Source organism: Escherichia sp. E10V5 (assembly GCF_004212315.1).
Classification (GTDB): Bacteria; Pseudomonadota; Gammaproteobacteria; order Enterobacterales; family Enterobacteriaceae; genus Escherichia.
Window position 1 is genome coordinate 120028 of the sequence record NZ_RHJM01000028.1, and the last position, 15297, is coordinate 135324.

Sequence of the window (15297 nt, forward strand, 5' to 3'; positions counted from 1 at the left end):
GCGCAAAGTTAGCAGGCGCGTATCCTCGCAGATCTACGCTCACGTTGCGACAATTTAATCGGTTCTTCATCGGGCGGCGGGTCGGGCATAGGTTGTGGACGAGGGATTGGATCGGGGACTGGGACGGGATCGCCAGGAATCGGTTCAGGGACAGGAATTTGCAAATAAATGAGTGTCATCATATTTCCCTTTGGTCATTGGGTAGACTCTTAAAGGGTAGACGTTGACAGATAACAGACAAAAAAAAGCCGACTTATCTAAGTCGGCGTCGTACGAATCAATTGTGCTATGCAGTAATTCAAAAAAGGAAGTAAGACAATATGGAGCGCAACGCCCATCGCTTGACGTTGCATTCACCTGCGTGGAAGATATTGCCCTGATTGGGTAGAGAGTTTATTGACCTCGCTCAAACTTTACGGCGTTTTTGTATACAGAAACCCGGGGAAATTGCTTTTGTTACAACCATTTACTACGATGCAACCATAAAGCAACACCACCAATAAGAACAACTAACAGAATACAAAAAAGCGAAAAACCAAATTGCCATCCTCCACCTGGAATACCGCCGAGGTTAACGCCAAATAACCCGGTTAAAAATGTACTGGGTAAAAAGACCATTGCCATCAATGACATTGTGTAAGTACGGCGGGCTAAATTTTCCTGCATCACTTGGGCGATTTCGTCCGCCATCACGCCAGTTCTCGCAATGCACGCGTCAATCTCATCCAGACCGCGCCCAAGACGGTCAGCAATATCCTGCATTCGGCGCCGTTGATCGTCATTCATCCAGGGCAGGCGCTCACTGGCAAGACGAGCATAAACATCTCGCTGCGGCGCCATATAGCGACGCATAACAATGAGTTGTTTTCGTAGTAGTGCCAGGAAACCGCGCGGCGGAATTTGTTGATCAAGTAAATTATCTTCCAGGTCGATAATTTTATCGTGCAGTTGCTCTATAAACTCATTGGAGTGATCGGTTAATGCATCACACACATCCACCAGCCAGCCTCCGCAATCAGTCGGGCCGGTACCCTCTTCCAGATCGCTAACTACATCGTCTAACGCCAGTACTTTACGTTGTCGGGTCGAGACAATGAACCGACCGTCCATATAAACACGCATGGCGACCAGCTGGTCGGGTCGTTCATCAGTACTGCCATTAATGCAGCGCAACGTAATCAACGTCCCTTCACCAAGACGGCTGACTCTGGGTCGCGTGCTTTCCCCTGCCAGCGCGTCACGCACGTTATTTGGTAGCAATGGTGTCGTTGCCAGCCACTGCGCGCTGTCATGGTGCACATAATTAAGGTGGAGCCAGCAGGGATGCTCTTCATCTATCTCATCTGTATTTTCCAGCGGTTTAACGCCGCCTTTACCATCCAACATCCAGGCAAATACTGCATCCGGTACATTTATGTCCGCTCCCTTAATCGTTTCCACAGTGCCTCCATTATCAATGCTTTATTTTGTAGTCTAGTCTTCTGGTCATCTTACGCAACATCTCCTCACCCCATTACCCTGAAATGATTAATAAAATCCTGTCAAAACTAAATACAGAAAGCAAAATACTTTTCATGATTAGAAAAGGGGTAAAGTGTTAAATAGCGTCTATCATTATCAGAATTATCTGATCATTCGTGGTGGCATTTTTGCGATCAGATAACAATAGAAAATTGATAAAAATAACGGGATTTCAATGACTACGCACAACTTCAATACCCTGGACTTATTAACCAGTCCTGTCTGGATCGTTTCCCCCTTCGAGGAACGGTTAATTTATGCCAATAGCGCTGCGCAACTGTTGATGCAAGAACTCACTTTTAGTCAGCTACGAACCGGCCTCTATTCCGTCTCCTCCCAAAACGAACTACCAAAATATCTCGTAGACCTGCATAACCAACTCGATATTGTAGAAATTCTCACGGTCAAGCGTAATGGTGAAGAGACAGCACTAAGCTGTCGGTTAACCCTCAAAGAGATTGGTGATTCTGGGGAAGTGATTATATTTGAAGGGATGGAGACACCCGCAAGTCTGGGCTTAAAAGCCAGCCGATCTGCAAATTATCAGCGTAAAAAACAAGGGTTTTATGCGCGTTTTTTTCTGACTAATTCCGCGCCAATGCTGTTGATAGATCCCTCGCGTGATGGCCAAATTGTCGACGCCAATGTGGCCGCACTCAATTTCTATGGCTATAACCATGAAACAATCTGTCAGAAACACACCTGGGAAATTAATATTCTTGGGCGTCGCGTGATGCCTGTCATGCATGAAATTTCGCGTTTACCCGGCGGACATAAACCTCTTAACTTTGTCCATAAGCTGGCAGATGGTTCCACTCGCCATGTGCAAACTTATGCCGGGCCAATTGAGATTTATGGCGACAAGTTAATGTTATGCATCGTGCATGACATTACCGAGCAAAAAAGGCTGGAACAACAACTGGAACACGCGGCTCACCATGACGCGTTGACGGGGTTACTTAACCGCCGACAATTTTATCACATCACCGAGCAAGGCCAGATGCAGCATCTCGCAATCGCTCAGGATTACAGTTTGCTGCTTATCGACACCGATCGTTTTAAGCATATTAATGACCTGTACGGTCACCAGAAAGGTGATGAAGTTTTATGCACTCTGGCACGTACACTCGAAAGCTGCGCTCGCAAAGGCGATATGGTGTTTCGATGGGGAGGTGAAGAGTTCGTCTTGTTATTACCCAGAACTCCGCTGGATACCGCAATTTCTCTCGCTGAAACTATCCGATTGAGCGTGGCAAAAGTGAGTATTTCTGGCTTACCGCGTTTTACGGTCAGCATTGGCGTGGCACATCACGAAGGCAATGAAGGTATCGATGAATTGTTTAAACGCGTAGATGATGCGTTGTATCGGGCGAAAAATGACGGACGCAACCGCGTACTGGCGGCTTGATATTTTCAATAGCGCGGAAGCGTCAATGAATTATCGACTGCGTTTAGCGTGACGCTCCCAGTTTTCTTGTTTCGCCTGCGCTGTTTTACGCAGTGCAACGTAACACGCCCCGCTGCCGCCATGATGCGGTAGCGCGGTGCAATAAGCCTGTACATCATCAAACTCTGTCAGCCAACGTGCGACATAACTACGGACAATGTTGGCGTGAGACTTATCTTCTCTGCCTTTGCCGTGAATAATAAGTACATTACGCAAACCATCCGCCCGCGCCTGATGAATAAAACTAAACACCATTTTGCGGCACTCTTCCACCGACTGGCGAAGTAAATTCAGGCTAGCCTGTTGCGGATATTTGCCGCTGCGTAGCTTATCGATCACCCCATGTTGCAAACCTTCCCGACGAAATTCCAGGGGCTGATTTAGCGGGATGATGTCGAGAAATCCTGTGGTGAGGAAATTATCAAGTTGCAGCGTGTCTATACGCTGTGGCGCACGTTGGTTACGCACAGGATGCCAGTGGACATCAGTAGCACGTTTCAGTGGTTGGACATCTTCCATGGCGTCAAGAAACAGCGATTTGTCGTCAAGGTTCATGTAACCTCCTATGTACCTTCGCACGTCGTGATCCAGACGAGTTAATTTTTCATACATCTGATGCTTGCTGTATCGTTCACTTCGCAAGTTGAAGCAACATCTTGCTCCATACAGGCTAGTGTCCCCGCAGGCGGGGCATTTTATACCAGCCTGGTTGCAGTATCGAACAGTTTAAGCCGGGAGTGAGCCTGCACAGGCCCTAATTAAGGCGATTTGTCCATCACAGCAACCAATATATGATGACGGTAATTTGTTGCACTTCGCCTGAAATATACTTCAGCAAATCACTCTGCAATATGTTTAAACGCCGCACAGGTTAATCATCCGCTAAATTCACCAGTCGATTAACGATGCATGATTATTCAATCAGGAGATGACCGTTTTAACTTATATTTTCGTGAAATCTGTCACTGAAGAAAATTGGCAACTGATGGGCAAAACCGTTATAACACTGTCACCGGCTGACAGGAAGCAGGCCGGATTCAAGACGCGGATGCACTGCTGTGTGTACTGTAGAGTCTGGCGGATGTCGACAGGCTCTATTTTTTTATTCATTTGTTGCATTGCAGAAAACCACATTCTCGCTGGTGTCGGGAGAAGTAACGAAGCGGCAGACGCATTTAGCCCGGAAATCCACCTCAGCGCTATCGATCAAACCGGAAACTAATCCAGGTACCTACTATTCATTAGTCGTACCGTACCCTCTTATCTTCTTGTGGTATGGCTGCTAATGTTGCTTGCATGGTATCTTGTCGGTCTGCTGATTAGTCGGGGGTTTACCCACATTTATCTTAAGAGAGAACGGATGCTGAGATTACTTGAAGAAAAAATTGCCACGCCACTGGGTCCTCTGTGGGTTATTTGCGATGAACAATTTCGTCTGCGGGCGGTTGAGTGGGAAGAGTATAGCGATCGCATGGTGCAATTGCTGGACATCCATTATCGCAAAGAAGGTTATGAGCGTATTTCCGCCACCAATCCCGGCGGGTTAAGCGATAAACTTCGTGATTATTTTGCCGGTAATCTAAGCATTATTGATTCCCTACCCACTGCCACCGGCGGTACGCCATTTCAACGGGAAGTATGGAAAACGCTACGCACTATCCCGTGTGGACAGGTAATGCATTACGGTCAACTGGCAGAACAACTAGGCCGCCCAGGGGCCGCGCGTGCCGTCGGCGCAGCCAACGGTGCAAACCCGATCAGTATTGTGGTGCCTTGTCACCGGGTCATTGGCCGAAACGGCACGATGACAGGATATGCAGGCGGAGTGCAGCGAAAAGAGTGGCTATTGCGCCATGAAGGTTATCTTTTACTGTAAACATTAAGCAATTTGTGCCTGCGTGTTCACAGTTTTACGTAAAGTTACCCTTAACAATCTAAGGCTTTTCAATTAGATAGACATAAATTTACATCTATTATCGGAATTCTCCGCTGTTAAGGTTTGCTTAGACTTACTTGCTCCCTAAAAAGATGTTAAAATTGACAAATATCAATTACGGCTTGAGCAGACCTATGATCCCGGAAAAGCGAATTATACGGCGCATTCAGTCTGGCGGTTGTGCTATCCATTGCCAGGATTGCAGCATCAGTCAGCTTTGCATCCCGTTCACACTCAACGAACATGAGCTTGATCAGCTTGATAATATCATTGAGCGAAAGAAGCCTATTCAGAAAGGCCAGACGCTGTTTAAGGCTGGTGATGAACTTAAATCGCTTTATGCCATCCGCTCCGGTACGATTAAAAGTTATACCATTACAGAGCAAGGCGACGAGCAAATCACTGGCTTTCATTTAGCAGGCGATCTGGTGGGTTTCGATGCCATAGGCAGCGGTCATCATCCAAGCTTCGCCCAGGCGCTGGAAACCTCGATGGTGTGTGAAATTCCGTTCGAAACGCTGGACGATCTGTCCGGTAAAATGCCAAATTTGCGCCAACAAATGATGCGTCTGATGAGCGGCGAAATTAAAGGCGATCAGGACATGATCCTGCTGTTGTCGAAGAAAAATGCCGAAGAACGTCTGGCTGCATTTATCTATAATCTGTCCCGTCGTTTTGCCCAACGCGGCTTCTCCCCTCGTGAATTCCGCCTGACGATGACTCGTGGCGATATCGGTAACTATCTGGGCCTGACGGTAGAAACCATCAGCCGTCTGCTGGGGCGCTTCCAGAAAAGCGGCATGCTGGCAGTCAAAGGTAAATATATCACCATCGAAAATAACGATGCGCTGGCCCAACTAGCCGGTCATACACGCAACGTCGCCTGATTTTTCCGCATAACTCACTATCCTTCTGTCATATCATTAAATTTTTCTCATTTATTGATCTGGCAGAAGGTTCATCACTGTTTCATTCACCAGATCTAGGTTACTCTTTTAATACAAACTGCATTGACAGTTGTTGTAAGGAGACTCTGTATGGCTATGTATCAGAACATGCTTGTTGTTATCGATCCTAATCAGGACGATCAACCCGCATTACGGCGAGCTGTTTATTTGCATCAACGGATTGGTGGCAAAATTAAAGCCTTTTTGCCTATTTATGACTTCTCATACGAGATGACTACCCTACTCTCCCCGGACGAGCGGACCGCCATGCGTCAGGGCGTCATTAGTCAGCGTACTGCGTGGATCCACGAGCAGGCGAAATATTATCTTAACGCTGGCGTTCCCATTGAAATTAAAGTGGTCTGGCATAACCGTCCTTTCGAAGCCATCATTCAGGAAGTACTTAGCGGTGGGCACGATCTGGTGCTAAAAATGGCGCACCAACATGACCGCCTGGAAGCGGTGATTTTTACGCCAACAGATTGGCACCTGTTACGCAAATGCCCAAGCCCGGTGTGGATGGTGAAAGACCAACCGTGGCCGGAAGGGGGTAAGGCACTGGTGGCGGTGAATCTCGCCAGCGAAGAGCCGTATCATAATGCGCTCAATGAAAAACTGGTGAAAGAGACGATCGAACTGGCGGACCAGGTCAACCACACCGAGGTACATCTGGTTGGTGCTTATCCAGTAACCCCCATCAATATTGCGATTGAACTGCCGGAATTTGATCCAAGCGTTTATAACGATGCTATTCGCGGGCAACATTTACTGGCGATGAAAGCCCTGCGGCAGAAATTCAGCATTGACGAGAAAATGACGCATGTCGAAAAAGGTCTACCGGAAGAAGTGATTCCCGATTTAGCGGAGCATTTACAGGCAGGGATTGTGGTTCTGGGAACCGTAGGACGCACTGGTATTTCTGCGGCATTCCTTGGCAATACGGCGGAACAAGTGATTGATCATCTTCGCTGCGACCTGCTGGTGATTAAACCCGACCAATACCAGACACCTGTCGAACTGGATGACGAAGACGACGATTAATCGTTCGTCACTTACTTTCAAGGCCCGAAGTTACGGGCCTTTTCTTTTACTTACTTTTCCTCTCCACCGAGGAAATAAATACCCAGCGGGATTGCCAGTAACACGGTAAAGACCAGACTATAGACAAAAATCATCGATGACTGAATCACATACATGGATGTCGTCCATTCGGACAGCGGGATGTTGTATTGTTCAATAACACCACCGATAGTCGCGCGAGTCACTACCGACGCCGCAATAATGAAAACCGCCAACAAACCTATGAGAAACTTTCTCCCTTTCGCTGACTTCAGTTTCGCCATGATCATAATGTAATCCTTTTGCAGATAAACCCTTTGTTACTTGTGTGTAACAATACCATGACATTTTGGTGTTGTCTGCCCTGAAAGCAATAGATTGTCGCGTAACATATCATCAACTCGTTGATAAATTAGCTAATGTTGCTACTTCCTTCCTTGTCTATTGATGATATGCATGAATTATCGCGATAAAATAACCCCGCCAGGGGTTTCCGGCATGACGTCAACAATCTGGAGGAGCCTAATAAAACAATGATCGCTGAACTGTTTACAAATAATGCGCTTAATCTGGTCATTATTTTCGGTAGCTGCGCAGCATTGATTCTTATGAGCTTTTGGTTTCGCCGTGGAAATCATAAAAGAAAAGGATTCTTATTCCACGCAGTGCAATTTTTAATCTACACCATAATTATCAGTGCTGTTGGTAGCATCATTAATTATGTCATCGAAAACTACAAACTCAAATTTATCACACCGGACGCCGTTGATTTTATCTGTACGTCACTGATAGCCCTTATCCTGACGGTTAAGTTATTCCTTCTAATCAATCAGTTTGAACGGAAGCAGATTAAAAAAGGCCGCGATATTACCAGTGCACGGATTATGTCGCGGATCATCAAAATCAGCATCATCGTCGTCATTGTTCTGCTCTATGGCGAACATTTCGGCATGAGCCTTTCAGGCTTGCTGACTTTTGGTGGTATTGGTGGCCTTGCAGTAGGTATGGCCGGTAAGGATATTCTGAGCAACTTCTTTTCCGGCATTATGCTCTATTTTGATCGCCCCTTTAGTATTGGCGACTGGATCCGTTCTCCTGACAGAAATATCGAAGGAACGGTGGCAGAAATTGGCTGGCGAATGACTAAAATCACCACATTTGATCATCGTCCGCTGTACGTGCCGAACTCACTGTTTTCATCTATCAGCGTTGAAAACCCCGGTCGAATGACCAACCGTCGTATTACTACGACCATTGGTTTACGTTATGAAGATGCGGCTAAAGTGGGCGCTATTGTCGAAGCGGTACGCGAAATGCTTACAAATCATCCCGCCATCGACCAGCAGCAAACCCTATTGGTTTATTTCAACCAGTTTGCCGATTCGTCGCTAAATATTATGGTTTATTGTTTTACTAAAACCACGGTTTGGGCCGAATGGCTTGCCGCCCAGCAGGACGTATATTTGAAAATTATCGATATTGTACAGTCGCATGGCGCGGATTTTGCCTTCCCCAGCCAGACGTTGTATATGGAGAATAACACACTACCAGAACAGGTGAAGTAATAACCTGCAGAAACTGGATGGCGATATGCTTATTCGCCATCCAGTCTTATTTATTATTCAATTAACAGCAGCCAGCGCGACATTATTCTCGCCAGCTTTAAACTGAACATATTGTTCCTCAGTACCAAAGAAAACTTCAGACTCCGTACTGTGACCGATCCCCGGTACCGTTTCATTCCCTGAATATTGCCAAAGCGTCCAGGGATTGCGTCCTTCAAGCTTCACACCAGCTTGTCCCCAATACCCCATCCACACCATATACTGCTCGAATCGACTATCCATGAAATGTGACAGGTTATTATGATTTCCATAAAATATGGGGGTTTTGTGATAATTTTGGTAGATTAAATCGGCAAAACGCAAAATATCATTACGTGCATTAGCCATTCCAGATTTTTTAAAGCAGTTTAGTTGAGTTGTATCTTCACCTTCAGGATTTACCAATAAAATGCCGGGCGGTAACATTTTCGGCTCTGCGGGCAGGAGACTTTTTGCCGTTTCCAATTGCGCCTCAGGTGTGCGGCAAAAATCAAATTTGAAATAACCTCCACGGTCAAATTTGGAATCAGCTAATTGTTTCCAGTGAGACTTAAATGATGAATCAGGACCTCTCCAGCCAACCACTCTCGCATACACAAAACGCGCAGACGATTTTTCCTGGAATAATTTCCAGTCTATTTCGCCATCGTTAGAAGAAATATCATGCCCGTGAATCGGGTAAATTTCCGGCGTTTTAAAAATACGAATGTCAGGATGGTTGGGAATTGCACTTACGGGGCCATAAGGAATCTCAATCGATTTATTATCATTTTCCTGATTATCTGCGGGGACAGGGGCTGACTTATCAATCGAGAATGAGGCTACATCAATATTCGTAAACTCCCCTGCTTTACCCGCAGCCAGCTGAGTCTTATTATCCAGACGACTTGCCGCAGGTTCATTGATGAAGAAGAATCCCCCTGGACCCGCTGGCATTTCTGTTGCACCTATCCAGGCATCGCTTAAATGTAATCCCTTACCTTGTTCATCCAGTTTTTCATTAATATCTGAATATTGATCATTAACATAGATAAATAAACTCAACGTTCTGGTTATTCCTGCGTAGTATTCCTTTTTTCCATCTACTTTTACCATATACGACTTACCAAAACGTTCGTCGGCAACGCCATTCGTTACTCCTTTGATAATTGTATCGAAAAAGACACTGCCGCGCTTTGCCTCCAGTGAGTAAACCTCTGTTTTATCATCACCGGCAGCTATTGCATAGGCACCTGGATTACTGTACGAGTTAGAATTACCCGCGCCGATAGTCATGCCATACAAGCCAGAACCAAAGCAGGCATTGACTAAAGTCAGAACATGGAAATAACGCTTTGCCAGAATATTAAGTTGTGTGTTCAGAGCTGGCATTTCATACATGCCTTTTGAACCATCAATATCCGTAGCGTTGCTCAATACAAATGCAGGTGCTTTATCAGAATTACCATTTTGAGTGCCAAAACGACCATGGCCTGAATAAGCAATTAACAAGCGAGCTTTCTTATCAAACATCATCCCTCTGGCAGGTAAATATTCCTTTAAAAAATAATTAATATTATCTAATGAAGCTTCCTGATCTCTCAATAAAATAACCTCATCAAACTTCTGTCCGTTGATCAGAAAATCAGCCATTCTTTGGCCATCCACCGCGGCTGCCGGAATATCTGCATGTAATAGTGGATATTTTGAAATTGCAATAATCAACCCGATGGAGCGCGTTTTCGCTGCATCCTGATCGGGTATTTTTAACGCATCACTGATCCGGATATCCAGTTTCCCAGGGTTCTCTGGCCCATAGTGGACAAAAAAATGACAATATTCATCAGGGACCATTGCGCCATTTTTGCAAATGTCATCTGCGCGGGCATCAGTCATTCCCAGTGATATTCCTGCAATTAACAGCCCCAGGACCGTTTTACATAAATTTGGCCATCGCCTGTTCATGATTTAAAACTCCTGCACACCCAGAGTGGAATAAAACTCAGCGGTCGGGCCCTTGTATATACTGGCATCGAATTTCTGACTTGATCCCAAATTAAGCTGCGCAGCATCGGTAAACTGCCAGATTGCCCATTTTGTCTGGTTAATTGAACGCGGCGTTTCGCTGGCCTGTGCCTGATTAGAATAATCAGCCAGCCACAGATTATGTTCTGCAACCTGGGCAAAACTTTTTTCTCCGCCGACGGCATCTTTCCACCACGCCCGCGCAGTGTAGATAACCGGTTTACGCCCTAAATCGGCTTCTACCTGCGCGGTGAATGCCTTGATCATCGTGATTATTTCAGTGGGTTTACGCTTCTGCCAGCGGTCCTTACCTGTTGATGAATCTACATCCCACTCAACATCCACCGCCGGTGGCATATCTGTCGCCCTTAACCCGCCATTGGCTTTAATAACTTTAACAAACGTCATTGCCTGCTTGCGTCCCCACAATTCCGCGTCGTCTGCCGGTGTGCCACTGGAAAGAAAGTGGTAGGCCCCACGGTGAAGTTTTATCCCTCGCTCAGTATCCCCAGCCCGCAGCCAAAAACCGGCGAATTCAGGATCAACATAACGCGTTCCTTGACTGGACTTCATATACAAGAACACAGACTTATTTTTTGCCAACAGTTCGATCGGGAAGTTTTTACCGTTATGATGGCTGATATCCACACCAAATAAAGAACTGGGTCGTGGTTGATTCAATACCGAATCGTAAGCGACATCAGCCGGAAATTTAAAATATTTTTTTACCGCAAAGGAATCAAACTCTTTATCACGAGATGGATCCGATTCCAGTATTTTTACAAACAATTCTTGTCGTGAGAGATCATTCGTTAAGTTTTCCAGCCCCAACGACGTGGCATCGGGCAGTGATTCTGCGGCCAGGCTTAAAGAAGGATAATGAAGGAGTAATAACGAGATAACTAAAGGAATAGCTAAGGATTTTTTCATTTTACCACCCCATTTTAGCTGTGTGTCTGTTTGCGAATGAAAATTTTCACAAGGAACGCAATACGTCTTGCGTTGTAAAGAAAAGTAAAGCACAGCTTATATTGGGAGTATGTAATACACCTTTTAAATAAAATATTTGATTATTATTTATGCTGGACATTGGCAGAAAAATTCAAATAATTATCTTGGGTGTGATTTTTATAGGGGGGATTTTAAAAAAGAAGGTATTTTATCGGGGTTGTTAAATCTGGCGCGCATAAACGCGCCAGATGACATCATATTAATGCTTCACAATATACATTGTGCGGCTATACGCCACATCTTCCGGGTTATTAATTGGATAACCTTTCAACCACGGTTTGATTAATCGCCCATTGGTATACTGGTAAATCGGTGCAATAGGCGCTTGTTCTATGAGAATTTTCTCTGCCGCGTTGTAATCGGCATTGCGCGCTTTAACGGTATTTTCAGTCGACGCCTGGGCCAGCACTTTATCGTATGACGGATTATTAAACCGTGAAATATTTCCCGAGTGCGTTGACGTTAACAGCGTCAGGAAGGTAGACGGTTCATTATAGTCCCCTACCCATGATGCGCGGATAACGTCAAAATTACCGGTGTTACGACTATCGATATAGGTTTTCCATTCCTGATTTTGCAATTTGACGTCCACACCAAGATTCTTTTTCCACATCGACGCTACGGCAATCGCAATTTTCTGATGGTTTTCTGAAGTGTTATACAACAGCGTCAGCTTCAGCGGTTTTTGCGGACCATAACCGGCTGCGCTCAACAAAGTTTTTGCCTGCGCATTCAGTTCTTCCTGACTCATTTGTTCAAACGGCGAAGGCTCCGGCGTAAATCCGGCAGTAACATCTGGCGTAAAATGCCATGCTGGTTTTTCACCGGTGCCTAATACTTTTTCCGTCATCAGGCGGCGGTCAATCGTCATACTTAATGCCAAACGAACGCGTTGATCTGCCGTCGGACCTTTTTGCGTATTGAAGGCATAATAATAAGTCCCCAGCTGCGGCGGTGTATAAACCTGCCCTGGAATATCCTTCAACAGCTTTTGATACATATTTTTCGGGAAGGACTCAGTGATATCAATATCACCTGCAAGATAACGTTTCGTGGCAGCGGACTCCTGGTTAATCGGCAGGAAAGTCACTTTTTGCAGTACCGTTTTTGCGTTATCCCAATAATGGGTATTCGGTACAACCACCAGCTTTTCATTCACCACGCGTTCTTTAAGCACATATGCGCCGTTGCCGATAAGTTTCCCTGGTTTTGTCCAATCTTTACCGCTTTCAACGTTGGCTTTTTGCACCGGGAAGAAGGCAAAGTTGGCCGTCAAATTAACAAACCACGGCAATGGCTTATCAAGCTGGATTTTCAGGGTATGGGCATCAACGGCAGTGACGCCAAGTTGGTCAGGCGTGGCTTTACCATCAATAATCGCCTGAGCATTGTTTACCCCCGCCAGCGCGGCAAACCAGGCAAATGGGGACAACGTTTTCGGGTCTACCAGACGTTGCCAGCTATAGACAAAATCCTGCGCGGTAACCGGTGTGCCATCTGCCCATTTAGCATCATCGCGCAGGGTAAAGGTCCAGATACGGTTGTCATTGCTTTTCCACTGGGTGGCGACGCCGGGGACAATCTCCCCTTTTTCATTCTGATTCACGAGTCCTTCAAACAAATCGCGAATCACCTGAATCTCCGGCAAACCAACCGCTTTCGCGGGATCCAATGATGCAGGCTCATCCTTAATATGACGCACCAGCTCCTGCTTGTCTGCCAGTACTGTGCCGCTCGGAACATCAGCAGCATACGAAAGAGAAATGCTGCTGACTAACAGCGCACAACAAGTTACTGAAACAGAGTGCTTCATAAGTTACCCTCAAACCGACGTTAATATTGATGCGTAATTATTTGTTTCTCCTTAAAGAAATGCAAATAACTTCCGGCAAAAAAGTGATAAAAGATCGATAACATATCGTTGTCGAAAAGGATTTGATAATCCACAAAATTTGCACAACACTGCCTGTAATACTTCTATTGTCAGAGACGATTATGACCGTGACTCGCCCACGCGCCGAACGGGGCGCTTTCCCCCCAGGAACTGAACATTACGGACGTTCATTATTGGGTGCGCCGCTGCTCTGGTTTCCCGCCCATGCCGCCAGCAGCGAAAGTGGTTTGATTCTTGCTGGTACCCACGGCGATGAGAATTCTTCCGTCGTCGCCCTCTCCTGCGCATTACGCACATTAACACCGTCTTTGCGCCGCCATCATGTGGTGCTGTGTGTGAATCCCGACGGTTGCCAGTTGGGTCTACGTGCCAATGCTAATGGTGTGGATTTAAACCGAAACTTTCCCGCGGCGAACTGGAAGGAAGGTGAAACGGTTTATCGCTGGAACAGTGCCGCCGAAGAGCGTGACGTTGTCTTGCTGACCGGAGATAAACCCGGCTCCGAACCTGAAACCCAGGCGTTATGCCAGCTCATTCACCGCATTCAGCCCGCCTGGGTCGTCTCGTTCCACGATCCGCTGGCGTGTATTGAAGATCCCAGACACAGCGAATTAGGTGAATGGCTGGCCCAGGCGTTTGAATTGCCGCTGGTAACCAGCGTCGGCTACGACACCCCCGGATCCTTTGGCAGTTGGTGTGCAGACCTGAACTTGCACTGTATCACTGCTGAGTTTCCCCCCATCTCCGCCGATGAAGCCAGCGAAAAATATCTTTTTGCGATGGCGAATTTACTGCGCTGGCATCCTAAAGATGCAATTCGCCGGTCGTAAACTGAAGAGCCGGTTCCACATCCACCGCCAGCCAGGTCGGCCCGTCGAGATCGGCGAAGCTGACCTGCGGCGCCAGCGGTAATGCTGCGCTAATGGCGCGTGAGGTGCATAACATGCAGCCCAACATCAGGCTGAAACCTTGTGCACGCGCTTCTGTTGCCAGCGCCAACGCTTCCGTCAGGCCGCCGGTTTTATCAAGCTTGATATTAACCATCTCATAGCGCCCTTTCAGCGCCTTCAGGTTGCTGCGGGTATGACAACTTTCGTCCGCGCAAATAGGCAATGGATGGATAAAATTCTCCAGCGCCGCATCGTCCTGAGCCGGGAGAGGTTGCTCCAGCATTGCGACGCCTAAATCGGCCAGCAACTGGCATCGAGCCGCCAGTCCTTCCGCACGCCAGGATTCATTAGCATCAACAATTAACGTCGCATCCGGCACTGCCGCGCGAATCGCCACCATCCGCTCGCTGATAAGATGATTATCCAGCTTCACTTTTAGCAGCTTAGCCCCAGCCTGCCATAGTGCTGCGGCACTGCCTGCCATCTGATCCGGCGTACCGATCACTACCGTCTGCGCAGTGGTGATCGTTTCAGGAAGAGAGATACCGGTAAGTACAGCCAGCGTCTGCTGCTGTTGTCTTGCGGCCAGATCCCACAGCGCACAATCCAGCGCATTACGCGCTGCACCGGCAGGCAGAACTTTTTGCAACTCTGCGCGCGTCAGCCCTTTTTCCAGTTGTGGGACCACGCTCATTATTTGCGCCATGACTGAGGCATCACTTTCGCCATAGCGCGGATAAGGCGTACATTCGCCCGTACCTTTGACGCCTTCTTCTTCCAGTTCAACCACCACCACGCGCGCTTCACTGCGGCTTCCCCGCGCAATAACAAACGGGGTATGTAACGGCCAGGCTTCCTCAAATACCTTAACGGTTCTCATCTTTACTCCTTGTTGCCGCGGTGGTCTGCGGATTAAGCGCAAATAGCGATTGCTGTGTTATTGACAGTTAGCATAAACTAGGCGTGACGTTAACTATATGTAAA

General features: G+C 46.9%; 15 protein-coding genes and 1 pseudogene. 8 read left to right on the forward strand and 8 right to left on the reverse strand.

Features of this window, described 5'->3' with window-relative positions:
• Positions 1-8: 8 nt before the first annotated feature.
• On the reverse strand, positions 9-182 hold the full coding sequence (gene ynaL, locus D9738_RS25470) for a protein YnaL (protein ID WP_276319618.1): 174 nt from the start codon (positions 180-182) through the stop codon (positions 9-11).
• Positions 183-456: 274 nt separating this feature from the next.
• Positions 457-1440 carry a zinc transporter ZntB gene (gene zntB, locus D9738_RS19210; RefSeq protein ID WP_130208765.1) on the reverse strand — a complete coding sequence of 328 codons (984 nt, stop codon included), beginning with the start codon at positions 1438-1440 and terminating at the stop codon, positions 457-459.
• A 256-nt stretch (positions 1441-1696) separates the two neighbouring features.
• On the opposite strand from zntB, the gene D9738_RS19215 reads away from it, so the two are divergent.
• A complete protein-coding gene (locus D9738_RS19215) occupies positions 1697-2929 on the forward strand; it encodes a sensor domain-containing diguanylate cyclase (protein WP_130208767.1) in 1233 nt (410 codons plus the stop codon).
• A 30-nt stretch (positions 2930-2959) separates the two neighbouring features.
• Here D9738_RS19215 and smrA read toward each other — a convergent pair whose 3' ends face one another.
• Positions 2960-3523 (reverse strand): DNA endonuclease SmrA, encoded by a 564-nt coding sequence (gene smrA / locus D9738_RS19220; protein ID WP_130208769.1) that lies wholly within the window; start codon positions 3521-3523, stop codon positions 2960-2962.
• A gap of 373 nt (positions 3524-3896) precedes the next feature.
• Between smrA and D9738_RS24825 the strand changes: the two genes are divergently transcribed.
• The 5 genes and pseudogenes from D9738_RS24825 to uspE all read left to right on the forward strand — a co-directional run bounded on the left by D9738_RS24825 (position 3897) and on the right by uspE (position 6892).
• A complete protein-coding gene (locus D9738_RS24825) occupies positions 3897-4190 on the forward strand; it encodes a hypothetical protein (protein WP_165383345.1) in 294 nt (97 codons plus the stop codon).
• Positions 4177-4318 (forward strand): annotated as a pseudogene (locus D9738_RS24935) (AbgT family transporter); the annotation flags it as partial. The gene D9738_RS24825 and the pseudogene D9738_RS24935, both read left to right, overlap by 14 nt.
• A 10-nt stretch (positions 4319-4328) precedes the next feature.
• Positions 4329-4844: a methylated-DNA--[protein]-cysteine S-methyltransferase gene (ogt, locus tag D9738_RS19225; protein ID WP_130208908.1), complete on the forward strand. Its 516-nt coding sequence runs from the start codon at positions 4329-4331 to the stop codon at positions 4842-4844.
• 194 nt (positions 4845-5038) lie between these two features.
• A complete protein-coding gene (gene fnr, locus D9738_RS19230) occupies positions 5039-5791 on the forward strand; it encodes a fumarate/nitrate reduction transcriptional regulator Fnr (protein ID WP_000611911.1) in 753 nt (250 codons plus the stop codon).
• 150 nt (positions 5792-5941) lie between these two features.
• Positions 5942-6892 carry a universal stress protein UspE gene (gene uspE / locus D9738_RS19235; protein ID WP_130208771.1) on the forward strand — a complete coding sequence of 317 codons (951 nt, stop codon included), beginning with the start codon at positions 5942-5944 and terminating at the stop codon, positions 6890-6892.
• 50 nt (positions 6893-6942) lie between these two features.
• Here the strand turns inward: uspE and D9738_RS19240 are convergent, their stop codons facing one another.
• The gene (locus D9738_RS19240) at positions 6943-7200 is read right to left on the reverse strand and encodes a DUF2534 family protein (protein WP_130208773.1); all 258 of its coding nucleotides are present in this window, start codon (positions 7198-7200) and stop codon (positions 6943-6945) included.
• A 243-nt stretch (positions 7201-7443) separates the two neighbouring features.
• Between D9738_RS19240 and ynaI the strand changes: the two genes are divergently transcribed.
• A complete protein-coding gene (gene ynaI / locus D9738_RS19245) occupies positions 7444-8475 on the forward strand; it encodes a low conductance mechanosensitive channel YnaI (RefSeq protein WP_130208775.1) in 1032 nt (343 codons plus the stop codon).
• Between the two features lie 57 nt (positions 8476-8532).
• On the opposite strand, the gene D9738_RS19250 is transcribed toward ynaI, so the two are convergent.
• The 3 genes from D9738_RS19250 to mppA form a co-directional block, all read right to left on the reverse strand.
• On the reverse strand, positions 8533-10458 hold the full coding sequence (locus tag D9738_RS19250; protein WP_130260910.1) for a GH25 family lysozyme: 1926 nt from the start codon (positions 10456-10458) through the stop codon (positions 8533-8535).
• Between the two features lie 3 nt (positions 10459-10461).
• On the reverse strand, positions 10462-11541 hold the full coding sequence (locus tag D9738_RS19255) for a GH25 family lysozyme (RefSeq protein WP_240780602.1): 1080 nt from the start codon (positions 11539-11541) through the stop codon (positions 10462-10464).
• 187 nt (positions 11542-11728) lie between these two features.
• Positions 11729-13342 (reverse strand): murein tripeptide ABC transporter substrate-binding protein MppA, encoded by a 1614-nt coding sequence (gene mppA, locus D9738_RS19260; RefSeq protein WP_130260911.1) that lies wholly within the window; start codon positions 13340-13342, stop codon positions 11729-11731.
• A 182-nt stretch (positions 13343-13524) separates the two neighbouring features.
• On the opposite strand from mppA, the gene mpaA reads away from it, so the two are divergent.
• Positions 13525-14253 (forward strand): murein tripeptide amidase MpaA, encoded by a 729-nt coding sequence (mpaA, locus tag D9738_RS19265; RefSeq protein ID WP_064527321.1) that lies wholly within the window; start codon positions 13525-13527, stop codon positions 14251-14253.
• Here the strand turns inward: mpaA and ycjG are convergent.
• A complete protein-coding gene (gene ycjG, locus D9738_RS19270) occupies positions 14228-15193 on the reverse strand; it encodes an L-Ala-D/L-Glu epimerase (protein WP_130260912.1) in 966 nt (321 codons plus the stop codon). The two genes, mpaA and ycjG, sit on opposite strands and share 26 nt — an antisense overlap.
• Positions 15194-15297: the final 104 nt, after the last annotated feature.